Source organism: Desulfosarcina sp., from assembly GCF_046496365.1.
Taxonomy (GTDB): domain Bacteria; phylum Desulfobacterota; class Desulfobacteria; order Desulfobacterales; family Desulfosarcinaceae; genus Desulfosarcina.
In genome coordinates this window covers 15,530-33,763 of sequence record NZ_JAWOHB010000060.1, presented here as the reverse complement: position 1 = coordinate 33,763, position 18,234 = coordinate 15,530, and the positions used below count along the sequence as shown (strand labels likewise).

Here is an 18,234-nt window from a genome sequence, read left to right as displayed (position 1 = left end):
CGATCAGTTTGATTAACTGCTTGCGCTCCAGATCCTTTATTGTCATCAAGGCCTGTTCTGCGCCGTCCGGGGTTTCGAATTTCAATGCGGAAAATGTGGCCATGTCGTTTTCCTCCGTTTTTTTCGTTGTCTGAAATTATCCAGTTGTTTCCGACTCGGTGGCAGAAAAATTCTTTCTTCAGTAGGGTGTGCAGACCCCAAAGGCGACGTTCCCGACAAGGTCTCCCGAGGCGGTCAACACCATCCGGCCTGTATCCTCCATGATGGCGATGGTCCAGCCAAAGCCGTCCGGGATATTTTCATACCCCTCTTCGGCACCCTGAAGAATGAGCTTGTGGTCGATTCGTTGAACGAACATCATCTTGTGGACCTCATTATGTCCTCCTTTCTATGACTATACTCTTTATTTAGGCGTAGAATTTTGGTTTACCTGTGATGTAAACCTCACAGCCAGACCATCCTACCGGCTGCCTGCGGCGGTCTTCGCCGCTGCCGGGGTGACTGTCAGCCGCCGCGGCGGCAAAATGATTCACCCTCGCAAATATTGATCGTCGGTTCTTCCCTCAAAAGGCTTCGAATCCCCAACAGAACCGTGAATTTAACCGACTTCAGGTAAGCATCCAAGGCTTTACGGTCTGTCCAGGTGGTCAAAAACAGAATCTCGGTTTCATCTGCCGCATTATGGAAAAATTTCGAATCCACATAGCCTTCCTCCTTTTTAGTGTCCGCAGACAGGGAATTGATGGTTTGCAAAACCTCTTTGCGTTTTTCCGCCAGAACGTTCATCTTGACAAACAAAAGAGTCACCGATCCCCTCCCAACCATACCTGGACGATCGTTTAGATCTATTCGCTTACCGAAGCCATACAGGATATTTCCAAAATGTATGCCAAGGTGGCCGTTCCGTCCGAATGTCATTTAAGTGTTTGATATTGTTTTGCCATTTATTTTGGATCGATGGCGTGATCGAAGGGAAGAGAAACGTGTCTTTCGTGAAATAACGAATAATCGTTAAATCTCGCGGAAATTTCAGAATTGAAGACGCGGCAACATCGCACCACTCAGATAATTCACCCTTCCACGATTTACCTCCTACTCGGGCCGAAAGATGGTATTCCAGTCCCGCTTCATGTCCACAACGAGCCAGCCGCGCTTGGGGGCCTCCTTGAGGGCGTCGACAAGCTGGCCGGTGCTCTTCGTCTCGACGTCATAGGCATATTCGCGTTCACTGTCGGTATGGTGGACGATGAGGCCGAAACTTGGGCGCGGGTTGTTGATCGTGGTGTACTGCAACATCGCGTGGTCGCCGTCACTGTTCCCGCAACATACCACGGGTCGTCGGCCGATGAACTGATGAATGCCGACCGGCTTGCCCTGCTTATCGTTGACGAACAGATAGTCGAGGGTTTTTGTCAGCACCGGCCCGCTGTCGCGCAGCTCGAATGTCGTGCGCGCTGTCGAGCCGACAACCTGCTGCGGGGGTATGCCGTAGACGCGCTCCACCCAGACGCGCATGAAGTCCGCGCCGCCGCCGGAAACGATGAAGTTCTTGAAGCCATTTGCCCGCAGAAGGCGCAGGAGTTCCTGCATGGGTTGGTAGGTGAGTTGGTCATAGGGCCTGCCATATCGCGGATGTCTGGCCGATGCGAACCAGGCCTCCACGGCCTCACGAAACTCGTCGGTCGTCATCCCAGCATGGGTGAGTGCCAAGACCTGCATCAGGCCATCGAAGTGTTCGCCTTCCAGGAGTTTTGCAAAGTCGCCGGCCAGGGCGGCTTGCACCATGGGATCCGAAGCGAGCTTGGGCTCGGTGAGGATGAGTCGGTTCAGTTCGTCGATGGCAAAGGCCGCCTGAAACGGCATTGGATTCTCCGGCCACAGACAGCCGTCGTTGTCGAACACGGCTATGCGTTCCGCCAGTGGCAAGAAGTCGGGTGATTCTTCCTTTGTCACCGTGGCGATGAACGCGAGGATACCCTGTTTGGCGGGGCCATCGTTCCAGGAAGCCAGCGGATCAGTACAGTGAAGGTCATAGAGCTTTCTCTGTGCGACACCGTAATCCCCCACCTGGTAGAGGCTCACGGATACGGCCCGGACGGTGCAGGTCTCGAATGGCTCCGCTTTCAGAGCGTCCACAAAGTCACGCGTCCCTATACCGACGGTCAGATGAGGGTGGTAGTTCATGCCGGTGCGGGGTCCGACGTAGTTGTTCACGTAATCCACGGTGGGCTGGCTGATCGCCCCGCCGTCGAGACGGGGCGCAAAGGCCTCGCCGGTCCCCTGCTCCACGGCGAACGGGGCGACAGCGTCGATGATCCGTTGCTGAAGTCGGCGCAGATCCTCGGTCGGCTCGATGACGATGCCCACCAACCGGAGATCCTTGTCGGCCAGGGCATAATAGCCGGTCGCATGGCATTCCCAATTCATCGACTGCTCTGCACGCAGCACTGCGGCCACGGCATTCGCGACCTCGTCGAGGTCCGCTGTCCGCACAAACCGCTGGAGCAGGGTGATGTGCGGCGTGTGGTTGGCATCCAGGGCGAAACCGTCCGGATAGCTCTCTCGCAGCCGGGCGTTCACCGCCCGTGCCCTCTCAACCGTGGCGGCATCTGGATCCAGCAGTACGTTGATCGCGATCAAGGTCATGCGGCTTCTCCTTTCCTGGTAGTTGAAACGATTGGATCACCGGAAGACATACAAAAAATCTCCAAAATGTATGCCAAGGTGGCCGTTCCGTCCAAATGTCATTTAAGTGCTTGATATGGAATCGCCTTTTTTTTGGATCGATGGCGTCATCGAAGCGAAGGGAAACGTTTCTTTCGTGAAATAACGAATATTCGTTAAATCTCGCGGAAATTTCAGAATTGAAGACGCGGCAACACCGCACCACTCAGATAAGGTTTCGGCCAATCCAGGCAGCCTTACCACCGGGCTTCCCAAAAACAGTTGGCCACGGTGCTCATTGGCACCTTGTGCTTCTTCAGCACTGTTCTTGCCGGGTGTGGCTGAGCCACGTACGGCTGTAGATCGATTTTGGCCATGATGGCCTCCTTTTGGTTGTGTCAGCCGGCAGGGCTGACCGGTTCATGTGAAATGCCATGGGGTCACACCTTGATTAGCGCACTGATATTGATGGTTTCGTAAAAAGTCGAAATTTCAGGTTTATTGTCATCCTCGCGAAGGCGGGGATCCATAAGATTCAGATAGTTATAGACTCCCGCCTCCGCGGGAGTGACACTGTTTGTGACTTTTTACGGGTTCATCAATATTTCTGGATTCCAGAAATGAAGGGGGGATGAAATGGAGGTGGACAAAATCGGAGGTCGTGGGTATAAAAATTCCGCAGGAATCATATGGGTAAAAAATAATAAGGAAAAACGGATTATCCCAACCCAAATAAGGCGGCAAAATTTGAATAAAGCACGCGACAAACTTGATAAGCGGTATCTTAGAGCGAACTGGAAATCGATTTACATCCTTACGGTGAAGGTTCCCCGCGGCTTGCCGCGGGGAGGGTTCAATGGTCGCAATTTTTGAAAAAAGGGAGATATTTCTGGTGGCTAAAAAACCGACCTATGAGGAATTGGAAAAAAAGGTCAGGGACTTATCCAAAGAAATTGAATCCTCGAATCAGAGAGAGAAGGCGCTTAAGGAGTCAGAAAATTATTACCGGGCCTTTTTTTTGAACGGGGCAAATGGCGTGGTCGTCCTGGATCCCATAACCGTCGAACCGATCGAATTCAATGATCAGGTTTGTCTGCAGTTAGGTTATTCGCGAGATGAGTTTGCCCGGTTGCGATTGTCGGATATCGAAGCGAAGGAGACGGTTGAAGAATCCGAAGCGCATATTCAGAAGATAGCAAAAAACGGGTTCGAATATTTCTGAGCTTTCACAAAAAATTAAAAGCGTGTTGGATGCGTCAAAAGGCGCGCTTCAACAATAATTATCCGACCCATGGACGCACCGGACTATCTGGAAAAGGGAGATTCAAAGACAATGGGAGAATGGGTTCAGGTTTTCATTCAGTTGAAAGCCACGCTGTCGGATGTTGGGCAAATGTTTTTGGAAGGCGGCCGTATGTTGCAACCCGCACTGAAAAAAATTGCCTTGGTCATGTGCGGCGGAAGCCTTGGTGCAGCAAGCAGGTATGGCATCGGCCTGCTTTCGGCCAGAGCCTGGGGGCCCCAATTTCCCTGGGGCACGCTGTTGGCCAACCTGATCGGGTGCTTTTTTATCGGCCTGCTCTTCGCCCTGGCCGATCGCGTAAGGCTGTTGACCCCAGACATGCGCCTGCTGCTGATTACCGGCTACCTGGGTGCATTGACCACTTTTTCATCCTTTTCCCTGGAAACCGTTAATGCCGGTCGCGCCGGCCTGGCACTTGAACCGCTGGCCAACATCCTGGTCAACAATATCGGCGGCCTGGCCCTGACGGTCATCGGAATGCGGCTTGGCGGTCTTAAATAGGGGGCCCAATGTTGGATTACAAAGGGATCGAAATCTTCACCAGCGAAGCCGCGCTTTACCGGAAAAAGCCAGTGGCGGATGCCGTCATTCAGTATGTCCGCGATCTGAAGATTGCCGCCCGCTGCATCGTCACCCGCGGTGTTGCCGGCTGTTACGAAGGTGGAGAGTTGGCGACCAAACGGCTGGAAATTCTTTCGCTTAACCTCCCGGTTCGAATTTTTATTGTCCTTCCGGCCATGGAGGCTGAACGCGTGCTGAACGGTCTTGACGGCATGGTCGGTGACGGCATAGTCGCCCTGCATGACCTGAACGTTCTGAGCCACCGTGTAAAGAACGCCTTTTTCCCCCGGCAGCTGATGGTGCGCGATGTGATGACCCATGAGCCAAAAAGCGTCACCACGGTCACCCCCTTGAGTGATGCGCTCCGGCTGCTGCTCTCTTCGATTTTCACGGGACTGCCCGTGTTGGACAACCAACGGCGGCCCATTGGGGTGATCACCCAGGGCGATTTGATCCGAAAAGGCGGGCTACCCCTGCGTCTGAGCCTGCTGGCGGAATCTGGTCGCGAACGCCGCGAGGCGGTCATGAATCTGCTGGCTTCGCGGCAGGCTGCCGAGGTCATGACGACCCCGGTCGTCACGATCGCCGAGGACCGGCCCTTGACCGAAGCCGTGGAGCTGATGCTGACCAGGGGAGTCAAACGTTTGCCGGTGGTCGATGGCACCGGGCGACTTGCAGGCATGCTGTCGCGGCTGGATATCTTCCGTACGGTCATGCATGCGGCGCCTGACTGGAATGCCTTCAAGGCGCAAAAAATCGAAGTTGAGCAGTTAAGACGTGTCGTTGACATCATGCGCCGGGATACGCACATTGTGGCGCCTGAAACCGCCCTTGACGAAGTGATTCGGATCATCGATGAAAACGATATTCAACGGGTGGCTGTGGTCGATGCCGACGGTAAGCTTTTGGGCTTGATCGCGGACCGCGATTTGCTGCGTTATTTCAAACCCGAGCAAGCGCTTGTCTGTCATCTGCTGTCCAAAGTGAAACTCCCTTTCAAGCAGGATGACTGCCGACTGGGGGACCTGCGCCGGCGCCTGGCCGAAATAACTGCCGGTGCGGTAATGACCACCGAACTGACCACGGTCCACGAGGAGATGCTGATCGAAGCGGCCATCGGGTTGATGATCGACAGGGGGCTCAAACGCCTGCCCGTTGTAGACGGTGACGGGCGTTTCAAGGGCATGATCAGCCGGGATTCGCTGCTGCGGACCGGTTTTGGCAGAACCGATTGAAAGGAATTCACGCGTGCTCCGGTTTAAAAAAGAGATCGTTTACTCCCGGATTGTGCTGCCTAGCGGTGAACGCGCCGAACGTCCCATCGAGATGCGAACCAACCCGGTCACCGGCCGCACCTGCAGGATCACCAGCAGCCGCGGGGAAGAGCGCGAGCCCGGCACCGAATCCCTGCCTGAACCGCCTCCTTTTGCCGCGGACCGCCGTCGATGCCCGTTCTGCCGCGCCCAGCGCGACACATGGACTCCGCGGCTTTCCCCCGAACTATGGCCGCAAGGACGCATGATCCGTGGTAGCTCGACGATTTTTCCCAACCTGTTTCCTTACGGCCGCTATTCCGCGGTCAGTCTTTTCGACGACGATCACTTCGTTCCGATTGGGACGGCCCGCCTGCAATCCTACGCGGACAGTTTCCTCAACTGCCGGGATTACCTTTTGCGGGTGCTGGCCCATGATCCCGCAGCCGTTTGCATGGCCATCACCCAAAACCACCTGCCATCGGCCGGTGGATCGCTGCTGCACCCCCACCTGCAGGTGCAGGCCGACCGCATCCCGGCCAATTACCAGCGCTACCTGCAGGCCTTCGCCGCCGAACACCGTCGGCATTCCGGCACGCGTCTGTTCAGCGACTACCTGGCCTTGGAAAAGCAGACCGGCCACCGCTTCATCGGCGCTACCGGTTCCTGGCAATGGCTGGCCGCTTTTGCACCCGAAGGCTTTTTTGAAATCTGGGGCATCCTGCCCGGTGTCACTTCCCTGCGGGAAACCACGGATGATCACTGGCTGACCCTTTCGCAGGGCGTATTGAACGCCCAGAAATTTTACCGCAGCCTCTGCCGCAACGCCTACAACCTGGGATTGTTGCTGGTTGAGGACGGATCAAAGGACCTGGAGCTGCGGGTCATCCTCACCGTACGCGGCAATTATGCCCCCTGGGTGCGCAGCGACTTTACCGGCTTCGAGGTGATGCTGGGCGACATGGCAACTTTTACAACGCCGGAGTTGACCGCCGAACTGGCGCGTGATGCCTGGTAGTGTTTATCTGACCGCTTTTAAAGAACCATAAGTATCGGTACGAATTGAAAACCCTCACTTGAAACAAACCGCCCACAAAAAGGTGTCGCGTTGAACGCCAAAATAAAAAGAACGCTCACGTGTGTGTTTCCGGTCTCAAAAACCCGCATCGGCCATTGTATCGGGTGTGGTGCATGCTGCAAGCTGCCGACCCCCTGCCTTTTTTTAAAAACCGGCGCAGACGGCCTCAGTTTTTGCGCGATTTATCCAGCCCGGCCCCTGAACTGCCGTAAATACCCGCGAACCCCCTCGGAATGGCTGACTTCCGACACCTGCGGGTTCCGGTTTGAGCCGCAACCGGAAACCATTCACCCACCGGTCCACAGGCGGCCGCTGTTTTTATCCGTCGACCCATTGCATTTCTTCAGCCTGACATCCTGGCTGTTTGTGTCTTCCATCTTCAAGCAATTAAAAAAACTGCTGGATTGAATCCTATCGCGTTGCGGTTGGTTTGCCTGCGTCGTGGCATTTTTAAAGGGGCATCCAGATCGATTCTCCTGCGCAACCGGTTTGGAATTATTCAAGAATTTCGTTCACGGCAGGCGCGGAGCCGGGTCCGGCGGGCGGTCCGGTTCCGGGGTGTAAAAACCGGAGAACCGTCCCCACTGGGCTTCGACCCATTCGAGGTGGGTGTTCATCCGGAGCTGCGAGCGCTCAGGCTGCTGCAGCCGAATCGCCTCGAAAATATCGTGGTGCTGCCTGAAAATGACCGGCGCGTTGGCCGGGTCCAGCAGCAGGCGATCCAACACCCCGCTGAGATAATCGTTGGCCAGATCGAAAATGCTCTTCAGGATGTGAATTCGGAAAAAATTGTGGGTCGCCTGGGCGACGGCCAGGTGAAAGCGTGTGTCGTCGGCAATGTCGAGGTTCGAGCTTTCGGTCCCCCGCTGCATCTGCGACAAGATGTCCTGCATCCGCTCGAGGTCTTGGGTGGTGCGGCAGGAGGCGGCTTGAAATGCGGCGGCCCGTTCGATGTCCTTGCGGACCTCGTAAAGTTTGGGGAGCTTTGCCTGGTCTTCCTGGAAGATCCGGCGAAGCGGATCGGGGGCGAGAAGCGAACCGACGCTGCGGACAAACACCCCTTGGCGCTTGCGGATTTCAACGAAGCCCAAGGCCTCCAGCGTGTTAATCGCTTCGCGCAGCGAGGACCGGCCCACTCCCAGTCGGGCGGCGAGCACACGCTCGGGAGGCAGTTTTTCGCCCGGCTGGAGTCTGGCGTCCACGATCAAACCCTTGAGCTGGGCAACGATGGCTTCGGAAACTTTTTCCGGTTTGATTTCAGTGAAAAGATCCGCCACAAGTTCCTCCGAGATGGTCGTCGATAAGGTTATTTATCGCTTGGTCAGACCAGCAATAATAAAATTAATGAAAAATGTCAACTCATTGTTTAATTGTGTAATTTTCGATTTCATGGATCTTGACAGGCCTAAAATTCGGTGGTATGGACACCAATCCACAAACGGCAATGGGCTCCCATCGCCCGTTGCCTCAATGACCCCACAACATTAAGGAGGGAACATGAAGGGACTGCGGGCAATGGTATGCGTGTTGGCGGTCGTGCCGGTGCTTCTTGTCGGACCTGACGCTTTTGCCAAGACGATTCAATGGAAAATGGCTTCGGCCTGGCCCTCCGGAACGCAGATCCAGTGGGCTGCGGAATTCTTTGCCGATACCGTCAACCAGCTCAGCGCGGGACGCTTTGAAATCAAGAGCTACCCCGGCGGCAAGCTGATCGGACCCCTGGAGGTTTTCGAAGCCGCCCGAATGGGGACCATTGACGTGGCTCACGCCTCCCCGGCCTACTGGATCGGCAAGATTCCCGCCGGAGCGCTGTTCGGGTATCTGCCCTTCGGCATGGACCCGGTTCCCTATCTGACCTGGATGTACGACGGCGAAGGGCTCGATCTGTACCAGGAATTATACGCCCAGTACGGTTTCGGCTACACCGCGCCCTGCGGCATCCTTCCCCCGGAGGATCTGGCTTGGTCCAACAAGCCGATCAAGAGCATGGAGGATTTCAAGGGGCTTAAGTTCAGGACCTCCGGGTACTGGGGCGAGATCCTTACCGAAGCCGGCGCTTCGGTGGTGATGCTGCCCGCCGGCGAGATCTACGAGGCCCTGCAGCGCAATGTCATCGATGCCGGCGAGTTCAGTATCCCGAGCATGGACGAGACCCTCGCGTTCCATGAAATTGCCAAACACCTGCTTGTGCCCGGAATTCACCAGCCTAGCACCATTTTGGATATTCTCGTGAGCAAGAAATCCTGGGAGGCGCTGCCCGCGGACCTGCAGGAGATCGTCAAGATTGCGGCCCAGGTCACCACCCTTCGCATGCTGACCAACAGCATTTCCAAGGACATCGGCGCGTTGGAGTCTTTCAAGGATAAAGGGATCGACATCAACTACCTCGACCCGCAGATTCAGAAGAATCTATACCAAAAAGCGGTCACGCTGCTCGATGCCAAAGCGGCCAAGGATCCTTATTTCTCCAAGGTCTGGGAATCCCAGAAAACGTTTCGGGCGCGGTATAACGCCTACGATTCCCTGATGACGCCTCAGTACGAGTAGCGCGGCGTTCGTCTATCACGGAGCGGCGGCCCGATCGGACGCCGCTCCCGGATCCGAGGGAAGTGACATGGTGCGATTGGAAAAAGCGGTAGATGCCGTCGATGTCTTCAGCGAATGGACCGGCAAAGCGGTCTCCTGGCTGGTGCTTGTCCTGACGGCCGCGCTGGGCTACGAGATCGTGATGCGCTACCTGTTCAATGCACCGACCAAGTGGGTCTTCGACATCAGCTACATGCTCGGCGGGTCCTTTTTCCTGCTCGGCGAGGCGTTCACCCTGCGGCGCAAGGGTCAGGTCCGGATCGATATTTTCTACAGCCGGTTTCCCCCTCGGGGCCAGGCGCTGATCGACTGCATCTTTTATGTGCTGCTTTTTTTCCCTCTGTGGGGAGGACTGTTTTACGCGCTGATTCCCTATGTCCACCTCTCCTGGATCACCGGAGAGCGTTCCATGCAGGGCTATTGGATGCCCATCCTCTATCCCTTCAAAACCGTGATGCCCATCGGTGTGTTTCTGCTGCTGATGCAGGGGGCGGCCGAGTTCACCCGCGCGCTTCTCTGCGTGCTGAAAGGAGGTGGGCCATCGGTTACGAAGTGATAATATTCCTCATGCTCGTGGGCCTGATCGCCGGTGTCTTCTTCGGGTTTCCGACAGCCTTCGTACTCGGGGGCATGGCCATGATCTTCGGGCTGATCTTCGTCGGTCCGGATATTTTCGGCTTTTTCATTCTGCAGCTTGAAAGCGTAATGAAAAACTACACCCTTTTGGCTGTGCCCCTGTTTCTTTTCATGGGCGTGTTCATCGAAAAATCGGGTATGGCCGAGCGCCTGTTCAATTCGCTCTATCTGCTCGCCGGTGGGCTTCGCGGCGGTTTAGGCATTGCCACCATCGTGATTTCGGCCTTGTTTGCGGCCGCAACCGGCGTGGTGGGTGCATCGGAAATCACCATTGGCCTGATGGCCCTTCCGGCCATGCTTGCCAAAGGCTACAACAAATCGATGGCCTGCGGAACCATCTGTGCCGGCGGCACCCTGGGAATTCTCATCCCTCCCAGCGTCATGATCGTCGTCTATGGGCCGATTGCCGGCTTGAGTGTGGGCAAGCTCTTTCTCGGGGCGATCTTTCCGGGCTTGCTCCTGGTCATGCTCTACATCCTCTATCTGGCGCTTCGCTGCTACATTCGCCCCCAGGACGGCCCGCCCATGGCGCCAGCCGAGCGCGATGTGCCCTTGAAGCACAAGTTGTATCTGCTGGTCACCTCCGTGGTTCCACCGGCCGTGCTGATCTTTGCCGTTCTGGGCAGCATTTTTTTTGGCATCGCCGCGGTGACCGAAGCGGCGGCCGTGGGAGTAATCGCCAGCATGGCCCTGGCAGCCGCCTATCGCCGGCTGACGCTGGAAACCATCAAACAGGCCTGCCTGCAGACGCTTCAGATTACGAGCATGATCCTGATGATCGCCGTGACCGCCTCGTTCTTTTCGACCGTGTTCGTGGCCCTGGGCGGAGACGACGTGATCAGCGACCTGTTTCTGAATCTGCCTTTCAGCAAGTGGGGCATCCTCTTTTCGATCATGGGCCTGCTGATTTTTCTGGGCATGTTCATCGACTGGATCGGAATCGTGTTCATCGTGGTGCCGCTGATCACCCCCATCGGCGCGTCGCTGGGCTTCGATCCGGTCTGGTTCGCCCTGCTGATTATGGTCAACCTGCAGATTTCGTTTCTGACCCCGCCGTTCGCCTATTCAATCTTCTACCTCAGGGGCATCACCCCTCCTGAGATCAAAACGACGGACATTTATCGCGGGGTCATTCCGTTCGTGGGGCTGCAGATTATTGGTCTTGCGCTATGCATCCTGTTTCCGCAGATCATCACCTACCTGCCGAACCTGATGCTGAAATAAAAATCCCCGGTAATCCAAAGGAGTCAAGGAGCGACGCACGATGGTAACTGATGCAAACGGTCGAACCGTCACGCTGTTCGTGCAGTGCCTTGTCGATGCGCTTTATCCCGAGGTGGCCGAAAGCATGGTTCGGGTCTTGGAGCAAATTGGCCTGAAGGTCGTTTGCCCGGTCGATCAAACCTGCTGCGGTCAGGCAGCCTTCAACACGGGGTATCGCCGGGATGCCGCGGTTGCCGCCCGGCACTTCGTCGAGGTTTTCGAAAGGGCCGAGACAGTGGTCTGCCCTTCGGGTTCCTGCGTCGATATGGTCCGGCACCACTATCGGGAACTCTTTTGCGACGACCCTGTCTGGCTCGAACGGGCCGAACGCATCGGGCGGCGCACCTTCGAATTCACCCAGTTTCTGGTGGACGTGATCGGCAGGCTCGATCTGGGGTCCCGTTTTGCCGGCCGGGTGACCTACCATGATTCCTGCCATCTGCTGCGCGGTCTGGGGGTCAAAGATCAGCCCCGCAAACTGCTCGAGCAGGTCCGGGGGTTGACGCTGGTGGAGATGAAAGATTCGGACTGCTGCTGTGGTTTCGGGGGCACCTTCTCAGTGAAGTACCCGGAGATTTCAACCGCCATGGTCGAGCAGAAGGTGGAGAACATCCTCGCATCGGGTGCCGACACGGTGACCGGGTGCGATATGGGGTGTCTGATGAATATCGAGGGTATCGTTCACCGGCGGGGCCTGCCGCTGCGGGTATTGCACATCGCCCGGATCCTTGCCAGCCAGGCGAAAGGATAGCCATGGCCCACATCCAGACCGAGCACTACCGGCGGGAGAGCCGCAAGGCCCTTCGCGATCCGGTGCTCCAGCGGGCTCTGGCCGGCATTCAGAGCCGGTTGGGACCGGCCACCGCCGCTTCCTACCGCAATCTGCCCGAGGGTCCCGCACTGCGGCAGGTGGGCCACGAAATTCGCCGGCGCGCGATCGAGAATCTGGACGTGCTGCTCGAAGCGCTTTCCGAGCGGGTCCGGCAAAACGGGGGGCAGGTCTTTTTCGCCCGGGACGCCGGGGAAGCCGTGGCCTACTGCCTGAAGGTTGCCAAGGCGCACCGGGTGCGGCTGGCCGTCAAGGGCAAGTCGATGGTCACCGAAGAGATCGGACTCAACGAGGCGCTGGCCGCCGCCGGGATCGAGGCGGCGGAAACGGACCTGGGAGAATTCATCATTCAACTCGCAGGCGAGCATCCGTCGCATATCATCGCTCCGTCGATCCACAAGACCCGGGTCGAGATCGGGCGGCTTTTTTCCGAGCGGCTGGGGATCGCCTATACCGACGACCCGCCCCAACTCACCCAGGCGGCGCGAAAAGCGCTCAGGGAAAAATTCTTTGCCGCGGACATGGGCATCTCCGGCTGCAACCTGGCCTGCGCCGAAACCGGGCACATTACGACCTTGTCCAACGAGGGCAACATCCGCATGGCTTCCACGCTGCCCAGGGTGCACATCGCTTTCATGGGGATGGAGCGCATCGTTGCCCGTCTGGAGGACCACGACGTGCTGTTCCGGCTGCTGTCGCGGGGAGCCGCGGCGCAGAGTCTCGCCGGATACGTCTCCTATGTCGGCGGTCCGGCGCTGGACGCGCACGCCGATGGCCCCGAAGCGTTCCATCTGGTCATTCTGGACAACGGTCGCAGCCGGATTCTGGCGGACCCGGTATTTCGGGAGATGCTTTGCTGCGTGCGCTGCGGCGCCTGTCTCAACGTGTGCCCCGTTTACGGAAAGATCGGGGGTCATGCCTACGGATACCCCTACTCGGGTCCGGTGGGTGCGGTCGTCACACCGCTGCTGGTCGGCATCAACCGGGCCAAGGATCTGTGCCTGGGCGAAAGCCTCTGCGGTGCCTGCCGCGATGCCTGTCCCGTCGATATCAACATTCCCAGAATGCTCCTGGAACTTCGGGCCAAACTGGCCGAGGGCGATTCCCGATGGCGGGTGAAACCGGTGGGGCGGGTCCAGAAGGCCTTGTTCGCTTTATGGGCCCGTCTGGTCAGGGACCGGCGTCTCTACGAAATTGCCTTGGCCGGGATGCATCTGGGCCAGCGGCTGCTGCCCCTTGAGCGAGGCATGGTCCGGTGGCTGCCAGCCCCGGCCGCGGGGTGGACCCGGGCTCGCAACCTGCGTCCCGTGGCGTCCAGAAGTTTCGTGCGCCGATGGAAAAAACAACACGAGAACGCGTAGGACTCGCCATGCCCAGTGCCGATGAGACCCGATTTCTTCGCAACGTGCGCCACGCCCTGGGCCTGGATCGGGTCACCAGCCGGTCCTTTGCGGAGCTGTTCGCCCCGGTGGCGACCCGATCGATGCCCGGGCTTGCCGGGAGCCGCAGCCGACAGGAGCGGCTCGCGCTGCTGGACCGGCTGATCGCGCAGGCGGCGCCGCTGCAGCTTCACGTGGCACCGGTTGCCGACCTCCGGGAGGCGGCGGGAAAGATCGTCGAGATCGCCGCTGAAAAATTTCCGGAATGGGGCTCCCAAAAAGCAATCTGTGCCTGGCGGCATCCGCTCATCGATGCACTGGCCTTGCCTGCGGCAATGGATCGACTGTCCATTCCCGTGTATTTCAGCGATATGGAAGGTGCCGGGGCCGATACCCTGCAAAAGCGCAAGGCGACCATCCGCCGCCAGGTGGCGGAATCGTTTATCGGGGTGACCTCGGCCGATTATTGCCTGGCCGAGACCGCCACGGTGGTCATGAGAACCCGGCCGGGTCAGGCCCGAAGCGTTTCTCTGGTGCCTTCGATTCACGTGGCGGTTGTCCGGCTCGCCCAGATCCTGGCGGATCTGGGCGAGCTCTATGCGCTGTTCCGGGCCGATCCCGAGCTGCGGTCGGAAGGCCTGACCCGCTGCATGACCTTGATCAGCGGCCCGAGCAAAACGGCGGATATCGAGCTGGTCATGGTGCACGGGGCCCACGGCCCCCGGGAGATGCACCTTTTGGTTGTCACTTAGCGTCGCTTTGCACGACCCACCCTTGGAAACCAATACCTGCATTGGGGTTTCACCATGGATTGACCCTCTTTCCGTTTTCTTATCGAATTGCGCCTTGCCTTCGGCGTGATTTCTAACTTCGTTTTCCCTGGCCGGCGGGCTTTTCAGGGTCGCACAGGGGGTGTGGGTCGGGGTTATTCCTGCGGCAGCATTTTCAACTGTTCGGTCAGCGTCCAGAAATAGAGCGTGACCGGCTCGGCGTTTTCATTCAACCGACGCAATCTCACCTTGGCGATGCACGCGTCAACGGTTACAATTTCGACCCTGACATCTCTGGGTGCAAGAAAGATTTTTTCGGAATTAAGCAGCTGCCTTGCTGCGACCCGGTTCTGGCTGCGCATCAACGTTTGGTACTCCTGCATCGACGACTGAAATGCCGATACGAGCGCATAGGCGGGGATCACCGCCGCTTGGTTGGCAAAAGCCGGCAGCGCGGCCAAAATCAGGGCAGCGATAACTAAGAATTTGTTTTTAAGGGTCATTTTCATCAGTTCCGGTTTTTCGACCAATCGATTCTTTTTGTTTGGTGCTTGTCGGATACATCGGCATTTACGCTGAAATATTTAGGTGGAAATCTTAGATCGGTTCCCGCTAAAAAATGACCGCTTTTTGACGACAGTTGTCAAGCACTTGTCGGTTTTGAACCCGCATTTAACACAATGATTTGATATAGTTCAGGATATAATGTCATTCAGAAGTGGCACGCTATTTGATAGTGTTGAATTGAACGGGCGTTCCCATGGTCAAGACGAACAGGTCCGTCCGAAGAAGGATCATACACCATTAAGGGAGTCTGATGAACCATCCACGCCACCAACTTTTTTGGATGACCCTCTATCTGGCGATTGTCGCCGTTGTCTGCCTGCTGATGGTTGTGCCTCTGAAAATGGCCTTCATGGCCAATTGGGGATTCAACCTGCTGATCATGGCAGCGCTGGTTATCGGTATAACCCTCAACATCCGTCAGGTCTTTGCGCTGGAACCCGAGTTGCGTTGGATAAAGATGTTCCGTACGGGGAATATCGGGATCTCGGTTGCCGCGCCCACCCGCCTGATGAAGCCCCTGGCCAAGCAGTTGGAGGGACTCAAACGCGACCGCTTCTCCCTGTCGGCCTTTTCCATGCGCACCGTTTTGGACGGAATTCGTGGACGTCTGGAAGAATCCCGCGAAGTCTCACGGTATATGATCGGACTGCTGGTTTTCCTGGGCCTTCTGGGAACGTTCTGGGGGCTTTTGGGAACGATCTCTTCGGTGTGGCGTGTCATTGAGGGAATGGAAGTGGCCAGTCACGATTTTGCAGCGGTGTTCGAGAATCTCAAAACCGGCCTCCAGGGCCCCTTGAGAGGCATGGGCACGGCTTTCAGTTCATCCCTGTTCGGTCTTGGCGGGTCGCTGGTTCTGGGGTTTATCGATCTCCAGGCGGGGCACGCCCAAAACCGCTTTTTCAATGAACTGGAGGAGTGGTTGACCGAGGTAACCCATCTGATCGACAAGGCAGAAGGCCAGACAACAGGCTTTGAGGCGTTGCCGGCGCCTTTGGGATCTTACGATATCAAAGACCAGCTGATTCTGATGACGCGCGAACTGCGCGAAAACAACCGTATTGTCGCGCAAGTGTTGTCCGCTAGGCCATCCGCCGCGTCTGCATCCGACAAGCGGCCTGCCGCGGCCATGAGCGCCTGAACCATGTCCGCCATCGCCAGACGTTCCCAGCGTGAATTCAATGTATGGCCCGGATATGTGGATGCGCTCAGCGCACTTCTCATGGTGGTCATTTTTCTGGTGCTGATATTCTCCATCGCACAGTTCCTGTTGAGCCAGGTCCTTTCCGGACAAGAGAGCGAGCTGGCAGTCCTGCAGCGCAAAGTCAACCAATTGACGACCCAGTTGGGACTCGAAGATCGGCGCAACAGGGAACTGGCGGCCACGATCACCGAACTGTCCGCTACGGTTGGCACGCTTACCGACACCAACGCGACCCTGGACGATACAGTCCTGGCGTTGACGGCCGGTGCGCAGCATGATCAGGCGCAAATCGAGCAACACCTGCTGCTGATTGGCAGCCTGCAGGAAGACATCAACGCGCTGCGGCAGATGCGCCAGCAGCTCGAGGAGCGAATCGGGGGCCTGACGGCTGCACTGCAGTCCGGTCAGACGGAGATCGGGATGCTGCGGGACCGTTCAAAAGCCCTCGAGGCCGGTATGGCCGATGCACACGAGCGCACCCTGCTGGCCCAGAAATCCATCCAAGACCGGGAGATTCGCATCCAGGCACTTTCCGCATTGATCGAAGATCAAGAGCATGCCCTTGCAGAGGAGCGTCGCCTGTCGGCCAGCGCCCGCGCCCAGATCGCTCAATTGAACCAGAGTATCACCGTTCTCAGGGCCCGTCTGGAGCAGGTCAGCCGGGCCCTGGACCTTGCAGAAGGAAAAAGTGCGATCAAAGATAATGAAATCAAGGACCTTGGAAAACGACTGAATATCGCCTTGGCACGGCGGATCAATGACCTGGAAGCTTATCGCTCGGAATTTTTCGGCCGACTGAGAGTGGTGCTGGGCGATAACCCCCTTATCCGCATCGAGGGCGACCGGTTTGTTTTTCAGGCCGAATTGCTGTTCTCCACCGGTTCGGCAGAGCTGGGCCATACAGGCATCCACCACCTCACCCAACTGGCAGCCGCCCTGAAAGAACTGGCCGACAAGATTCCGCCGGAGATCAACTGGATCCTGAGGATCGACGGTCACACCGACCGCGTACCGGTCACCTCGGGGAGATTTCCCTCCAACTGGGAGTTGTCCACCGCCCGTGCCGTCTCTGTGGTTCGCTTTCTCTCCAGCCAGGGGATCCCCGAGACGCATATGGCCGCTGCCGGTTTCAGCAAATTCCATCCCCTTGATCCGGCCGATACCCCGGAGGCCTACCGTAAAAACCGGCGGATTGAGATCAAATTGACCGCCCGCTGACGGGCTTTATTTTCAGCATGGATTTTAATATAACAGCCATCGTACCGGTGTCAGCAAAACAGCTTCAAGCTGAATGCAGAAAAGGGATGAGCCCTGCGGAAAGATGATGGCGGCTATGACGCAGCCCTGGCAAACCATTGACCGTGTTTCCACCAATGAGGGCTTCCTTGAACTGCGCAGGCGCGGGGAGCACGATTTTCTGATCACCCTGGGTGGCCGCGTGCTGATGAACAGCATGGCCAATCGGTCCGAGGTGGCGCTGGGTCGACTGGCCTGCGAACACCTCAGGGAGGCGGCCGGTCCGCTGGTGCTCGTCGGGGGACTGGGCATGGGCTTTACCCTCAAGGCGGTACTCGACAACCTGCCTGCCAGCGGCCGGGTCGTGGTGGCCGAATTGAATCCGGTGGTGCTGGCGTGGTGCCGGGGGCCGCTGGCGGCGCTTACCAACCACGCCGTGGCAGACGCACGGGTCGAAGTAAAAATCTGCGACGTTGCCCAATTGATTCGTCTTTATGCGCGGGACCCATCCGTTGAGAAATTGGATGCGGTGATCCTTGACCTGTATACCGGCCCCTACGTGCGCAGCCACAAGCGTGATGATCCGCTTTACGGAAGTATTGCCATCAATAAAACGCACGAGGCCTTAAAGCCGGGCGGGGTCTTCGCCGTCTGGGGCGAAGACTACGACGCCGGCTTTGCCAAGCGCCTGGCAGAGGCAGGTTTTGCGTCCACCCATCACCGCTCGGGACGGGGCGCGTCCGGCCACGTGGTCTACCTGGGCCGGAAAGTGCCGGGCGGAAAGGTAAACGGCTCAAGGTCCGGAAAAGGGGTCAAGGGGCTAAGAAAAAAATGAACGTCCAACGCTCAACGTCCAATGGAAACCGGTAAAACCATGCCCTTGCGGGCATGGACTTGTCTGGAGCGGT

General features: G+C 57.4%; 18 protein-coding genes. 13 read left to right on the top strand and 5 right to left on the bottom strand.

What is annotated here, in order from left to right; genetic code table 11:
• Window positions 1-178 precede the first annotated feature (178 nt).
• From R6V78_RS05165 to R6V78_RS05155, 3 genes are all read right to left on the bottom strand, one after another.
• A complete protein-coding gene (locus tag R6V78_RS05165) occupies window positions 179-361 on the bottom strand; it encodes a hypothetical protein (RefSeq protein ID WP_410288269.1) in 183 nt (60 codons plus the stop codon).
• Between the two features lie 143 nt (window positions 362-504).
• Window positions 505-807 (bottom strand): putative quinol monooxygenase, encoded by a 303-nt coding sequence (locus R6V78_RS05160; protein WP_410288268.1) that lies wholly within the window; start codon window positions 805-807, stop codon window positions 505-507.
• A gap of 285 nt (window positions 808-1,092) precedes the next feature.
• Window positions 1,093-2,646 carry a 2'-5' RNA ligase family protein gene (locus tag R6V78_RS05155; protein ID WP_410288267.1) on the bottom strand — a complete coding sequence of 518 codons (1,554 nt, stop codon included), beginning with the start codon at window positions 2,644-2,646 and terminating at the stop codon, window positions 1,093-1,095.
• Window positions 2,647-3,520: 874 nt separating this feature from the next.
• On the opposite strand from R6V78_RS05155, the gene R6V78_RS05150 reads away from it, so the two are divergent.
• The 4 genes from R6V78_RS05150 to R6V78_RS05135 all read left to right on the top strand — a co-directional run bounded on the left by R6V78_RS05150 (window position 3,521) and on the right by R6V78_RS05135 (window position 6,799).
• Complete coding sequence (locus R6V78_RS05150) at window positions 3,521-3,886, top strand: hypothetical protein (RefSeq protein WP_410288266.1); 366 nt, start codon at window positions 3,521-3,523, stop codon at window positions 3,884-3,886.
• 192 nt (window positions 3,887-4,078) lie between these two features.
• Complete coding sequence (gene crcB, locus R6V78_RS05145) at window positions 4,079-4,468, top strand: fluoride efflux transporter CrcB (RefSeq protein WP_410288265.1); 390 nt, start codon at window positions 4,079-4,081, stop codon at window positions 4,466-4,468.
• 8 nt (window positions 4,469-4,476) lie between these two features.
• A complete protein-coding gene (locus R6V78_RS05140; RefSeq protein WP_410288264.1) occupies window positions 4,477-5,763 on the top strand; it encodes a DUF190 domain-containing protein in 1,287 nt (428 codons plus the stop codon).
• Between the two features lie 13 nt (window positions 5,764-5,776).
• The gene (locus R6V78_RS05135) at window positions 5,777-6,799 is read left to right on the top strand and encodes a galactose-1-phosphate uridylyltransferase (RefSeq protein ID WP_410288263.1); all 1,023 of its coding nucleotides are present in this window, start codon (window positions 5,777-5,779) and stop codon (window positions 6,797-6,799) included.
• A gap of 572 nt (window positions 6,800-7,371) precedes the next feature.
• Here the strand turns inward: R6V78_RS05135 and R6V78_RS05130 are convergent.
• Window positions 7,372-8,136 (bottom strand): FadR/GntR family transcriptional regulator, encoded by a 765-nt coding sequence (locus R6V78_RS05130; RefSeq protein ID WP_410288262.1) that lies wholly within the window; start codon window positions 8,134-8,136, stop codon window positions 7,372-7,374.
• 220 nt (window positions 8,137-8,356) lie between these two features.
• Between R6V78_RS05130 and dctP the strand changes: the two genes are divergently transcribed.
• From dctP to R6V78_RS05100, 6 genes are all read left to right on the top strand, one after another.
• Window positions 8,357-9,406 (top strand): TRAP transporter substrate-binding protein DctP, encoded by a 1,050-nt coding sequence (dctP, locus tag R6V78_RS05125; protein ID WP_410288261.1) that lies wholly within the window; start codon window positions 8,357-8,359, stop codon window positions 9,404-9,406.
• Between the two features lie 67 nt (window positions 9,407-9,473).
• On the top strand, window positions 9,474-10,001 hold the full coding sequence (locus R6V78_RS05120; RefSeq protein ID WP_410288260.1) for a TRAP transporter small permease subunit: 528 nt from the start codon (window positions 9,474-9,476) through the stop codon (window positions 9,999-10,001).
• Window positions 9,998-11,305: a TRAP transporter large permease subunit gene (locus R6V78_RS05115; protein WP_410288259.1), complete on the top strand. Its 1,308-nt coding sequence runs from the start codon at window positions 9,998-10,000 to the stop codon at window positions 11,303-11,305. Before R6V78_RS05120 ends, R6V78_RS05115 begins: the two co-directional genes overlap by 4 nt.
• A gap of 40 nt (window positions 11,306-11,345) precedes the next feature.
• Window positions 11,346-12,095: a (Fe-S)-binding protein gene (locus R6V78_RS05110; protein ID WP_410288258.1), complete on the top strand. Its 750-nt coding sequence runs from the start codon at window positions 11,346-11,348 to the stop codon at window positions 12,093-12,095.
• Between the two features lie 2 nt (window positions 12,096-12,097).
• Window positions 12,098-13,534 (top strand): LutB/LldF family L-lactate oxidation iron-sulfur protein, encoded by a 1,437-nt coding sequence (locus tag R6V78_RS05105; protein WP_410288257.1) that lies wholly within the window; start codon window positions 12,098-12,100, stop codon window positions 13,532-13,534.
• 8 nt (window positions 13,535-13,542) lie between these two features.
• Window positions 13,543-14,304, top strand: a complete 762-nt coding sequence (locus R6V78_RS05100) for a lactate utilization protein C (protein ID WP_410288256.1) — start codon at window positions 13,543-13,545, stop codon at window positions 14,302-14,304.
• 173 nt (window positions 14,305-14,477) lie between these two features.
• Here R6V78_RS05100 and R6V78_RS05095 read toward each other — a convergent pair whose 3' ends face one another.
• Complete coding sequence (locus tag R6V78_RS05095) at window positions 14,478-14,825, bottom strand: hypothetical protein (protein WP_410288255.1); 348 nt, start codon at window positions 14,823-14,825, stop codon at window positions 14,478-14,480.
• Window positions 14,826-15,139: 314 nt separating this feature from the next.
• Between R6V78_RS05095 and R6V78_RS05090 the strand changes: the two genes are divergently transcribed.
• The 3 genes from R6V78_RS05090 (at window position 15,140) to R6V78_RS05080 (ending at window position 18,161) form a co-directional block, all read left to right on the top strand.
• Window positions 15,140-16,027, top strand: coding sequence for a biopolymer transporter ExbB (locus R6V78_RS05090; protein WP_410288254.1), 888 nt, complete (start codon window positions 15,140-15,142; stop codon window positions 16,025-16,027).
• 3 nt (window positions 16,028-16,030) lie between these two features.
• Window positions 16,031-17,308, top strand: a complete 1,278-nt coding sequence (locus R6V78_RS05085) for a peptidoglycan -binding protein (RefSeq protein WP_410288253.1) — start codon at window positions 16,031-16,033, stop codon at window positions 17,306-17,308.
• 106 nt (window positions 17,309-17,414) lie between these two features.
• Window positions 17,415-18,161 carry a spermidine synthase gene (locus R6V78_RS05080; protein WP_410288252.1) on the top strand — a complete coding sequence of 249 codons (747 nt, stop codon included), beginning with the start codon at window positions 17,415-17,417 and terminating at the stop codon, window positions 18,159-18,161.
• The last annotated feature ends 73 nt before the right edge of the window (window positions 18,162-18,234 follow it).

Excerpts from the sequence above, each read along its gene's own strand:
- R6V78_RS05110 (WP_410288258.1), top strand. The coding sequence starts at position 11,346 with ATGGTAACTGATGCAAACGGTCGAACCGTCACGCTGTTCGTGCAGTGC.
- R6V78_RS05085 (WP_410288253.1), top strand. The coding sequence starts at position 16,031 with ATGTCCGCCATCGCCAGACGTTCCCAGCGTGAATTCAATGTATGGCCC.
- R6V78_RS05120 (WP_410288260.1), top strand. The coding sequence starts at position 9,474 with ATGGTGCGATTGGAAAAAGCGGTAGATGCCGTCGATGTCTTCAGCGAA.
- R6V78_RS05150 (WP_410288266.1), top strand. The coding sequence starts at position 3,521 with ATGGTCGCAATTTTTGAAAAAAGGGAGATATTTCTGGTGGCTAAAAAA.
- crcB (WP_410288265.1), top strand. The coding sequence starts at position 4,079 with ATGTTGCAACCCGCACTGAAAAAAATTGCCTTGGTCATGTGCGGCGGA.
- R6V78_RS05105 (WP_410288257.1), top strand. The coding sequence starts at position 12,098 with ATGGCCCACATCCAGACCGAGCACTACCGGCGGGAGAGCCGCAAGGCC.
- R6V78_RS05100 (WP_410288256.1), top strand. The coding sequence starts at position 13,543 with ATGCCCAGTGCCGATGAGACCCGATTTCTTCGCAACGTGCGCCACGCC.
- R6V78_RS05095 (WP_410288255.1), bottom strand. The coding sequence starts at position 14,825 with ATGACCCTTAAAAACAAATTCTTAGTTATCGCTGCCCTGATTTTGGCC.
- R6V78_RS05165 (WP_410288269.1), bottom strand. The coding sequence starts at position 361 with ATGATGTTCGTTCAACGAATCGACCACAAGCTCATTCTTCAGGGTGCC.
- R6V78_RS05140 (WP_410288264.1), top strand. The coding sequence starts at position 4,477 with ATGTTGGATTACAAAGGGATCGAAATCTTCACCAGCGAAGCCGCGCTT.
- R6V78_RS05090 (WP_410288254.1), top strand. The coding sequence starts at position 15,140 with ATGAACCATCCACGCCACCAACTTTTTTGGATGACCCTCTATCTGGCG.
- dctP (WP_410288261.1), top strand. The coding sequence starts at position 8,357 with ATGAAGGGACTGCGGGCAATGGTATGCGTGTTGGCGGTCGTGCCGGTG.
- R6V78_RS05155 (WP_410288267.1), bottom strand. The coding sequence starts at position 2,646 with ATGACCTTGATCGCGATCAACGTACTGCTGGATCCAGATGCCGCCACG.
- R6V78_RS05080 (WP_410288252.1), top strand. The coding sequence starts at position 17,415 with ATGGCGGCTATGACGCAGCCCTGGCAAACCATTGACCGTGTTTCCACC.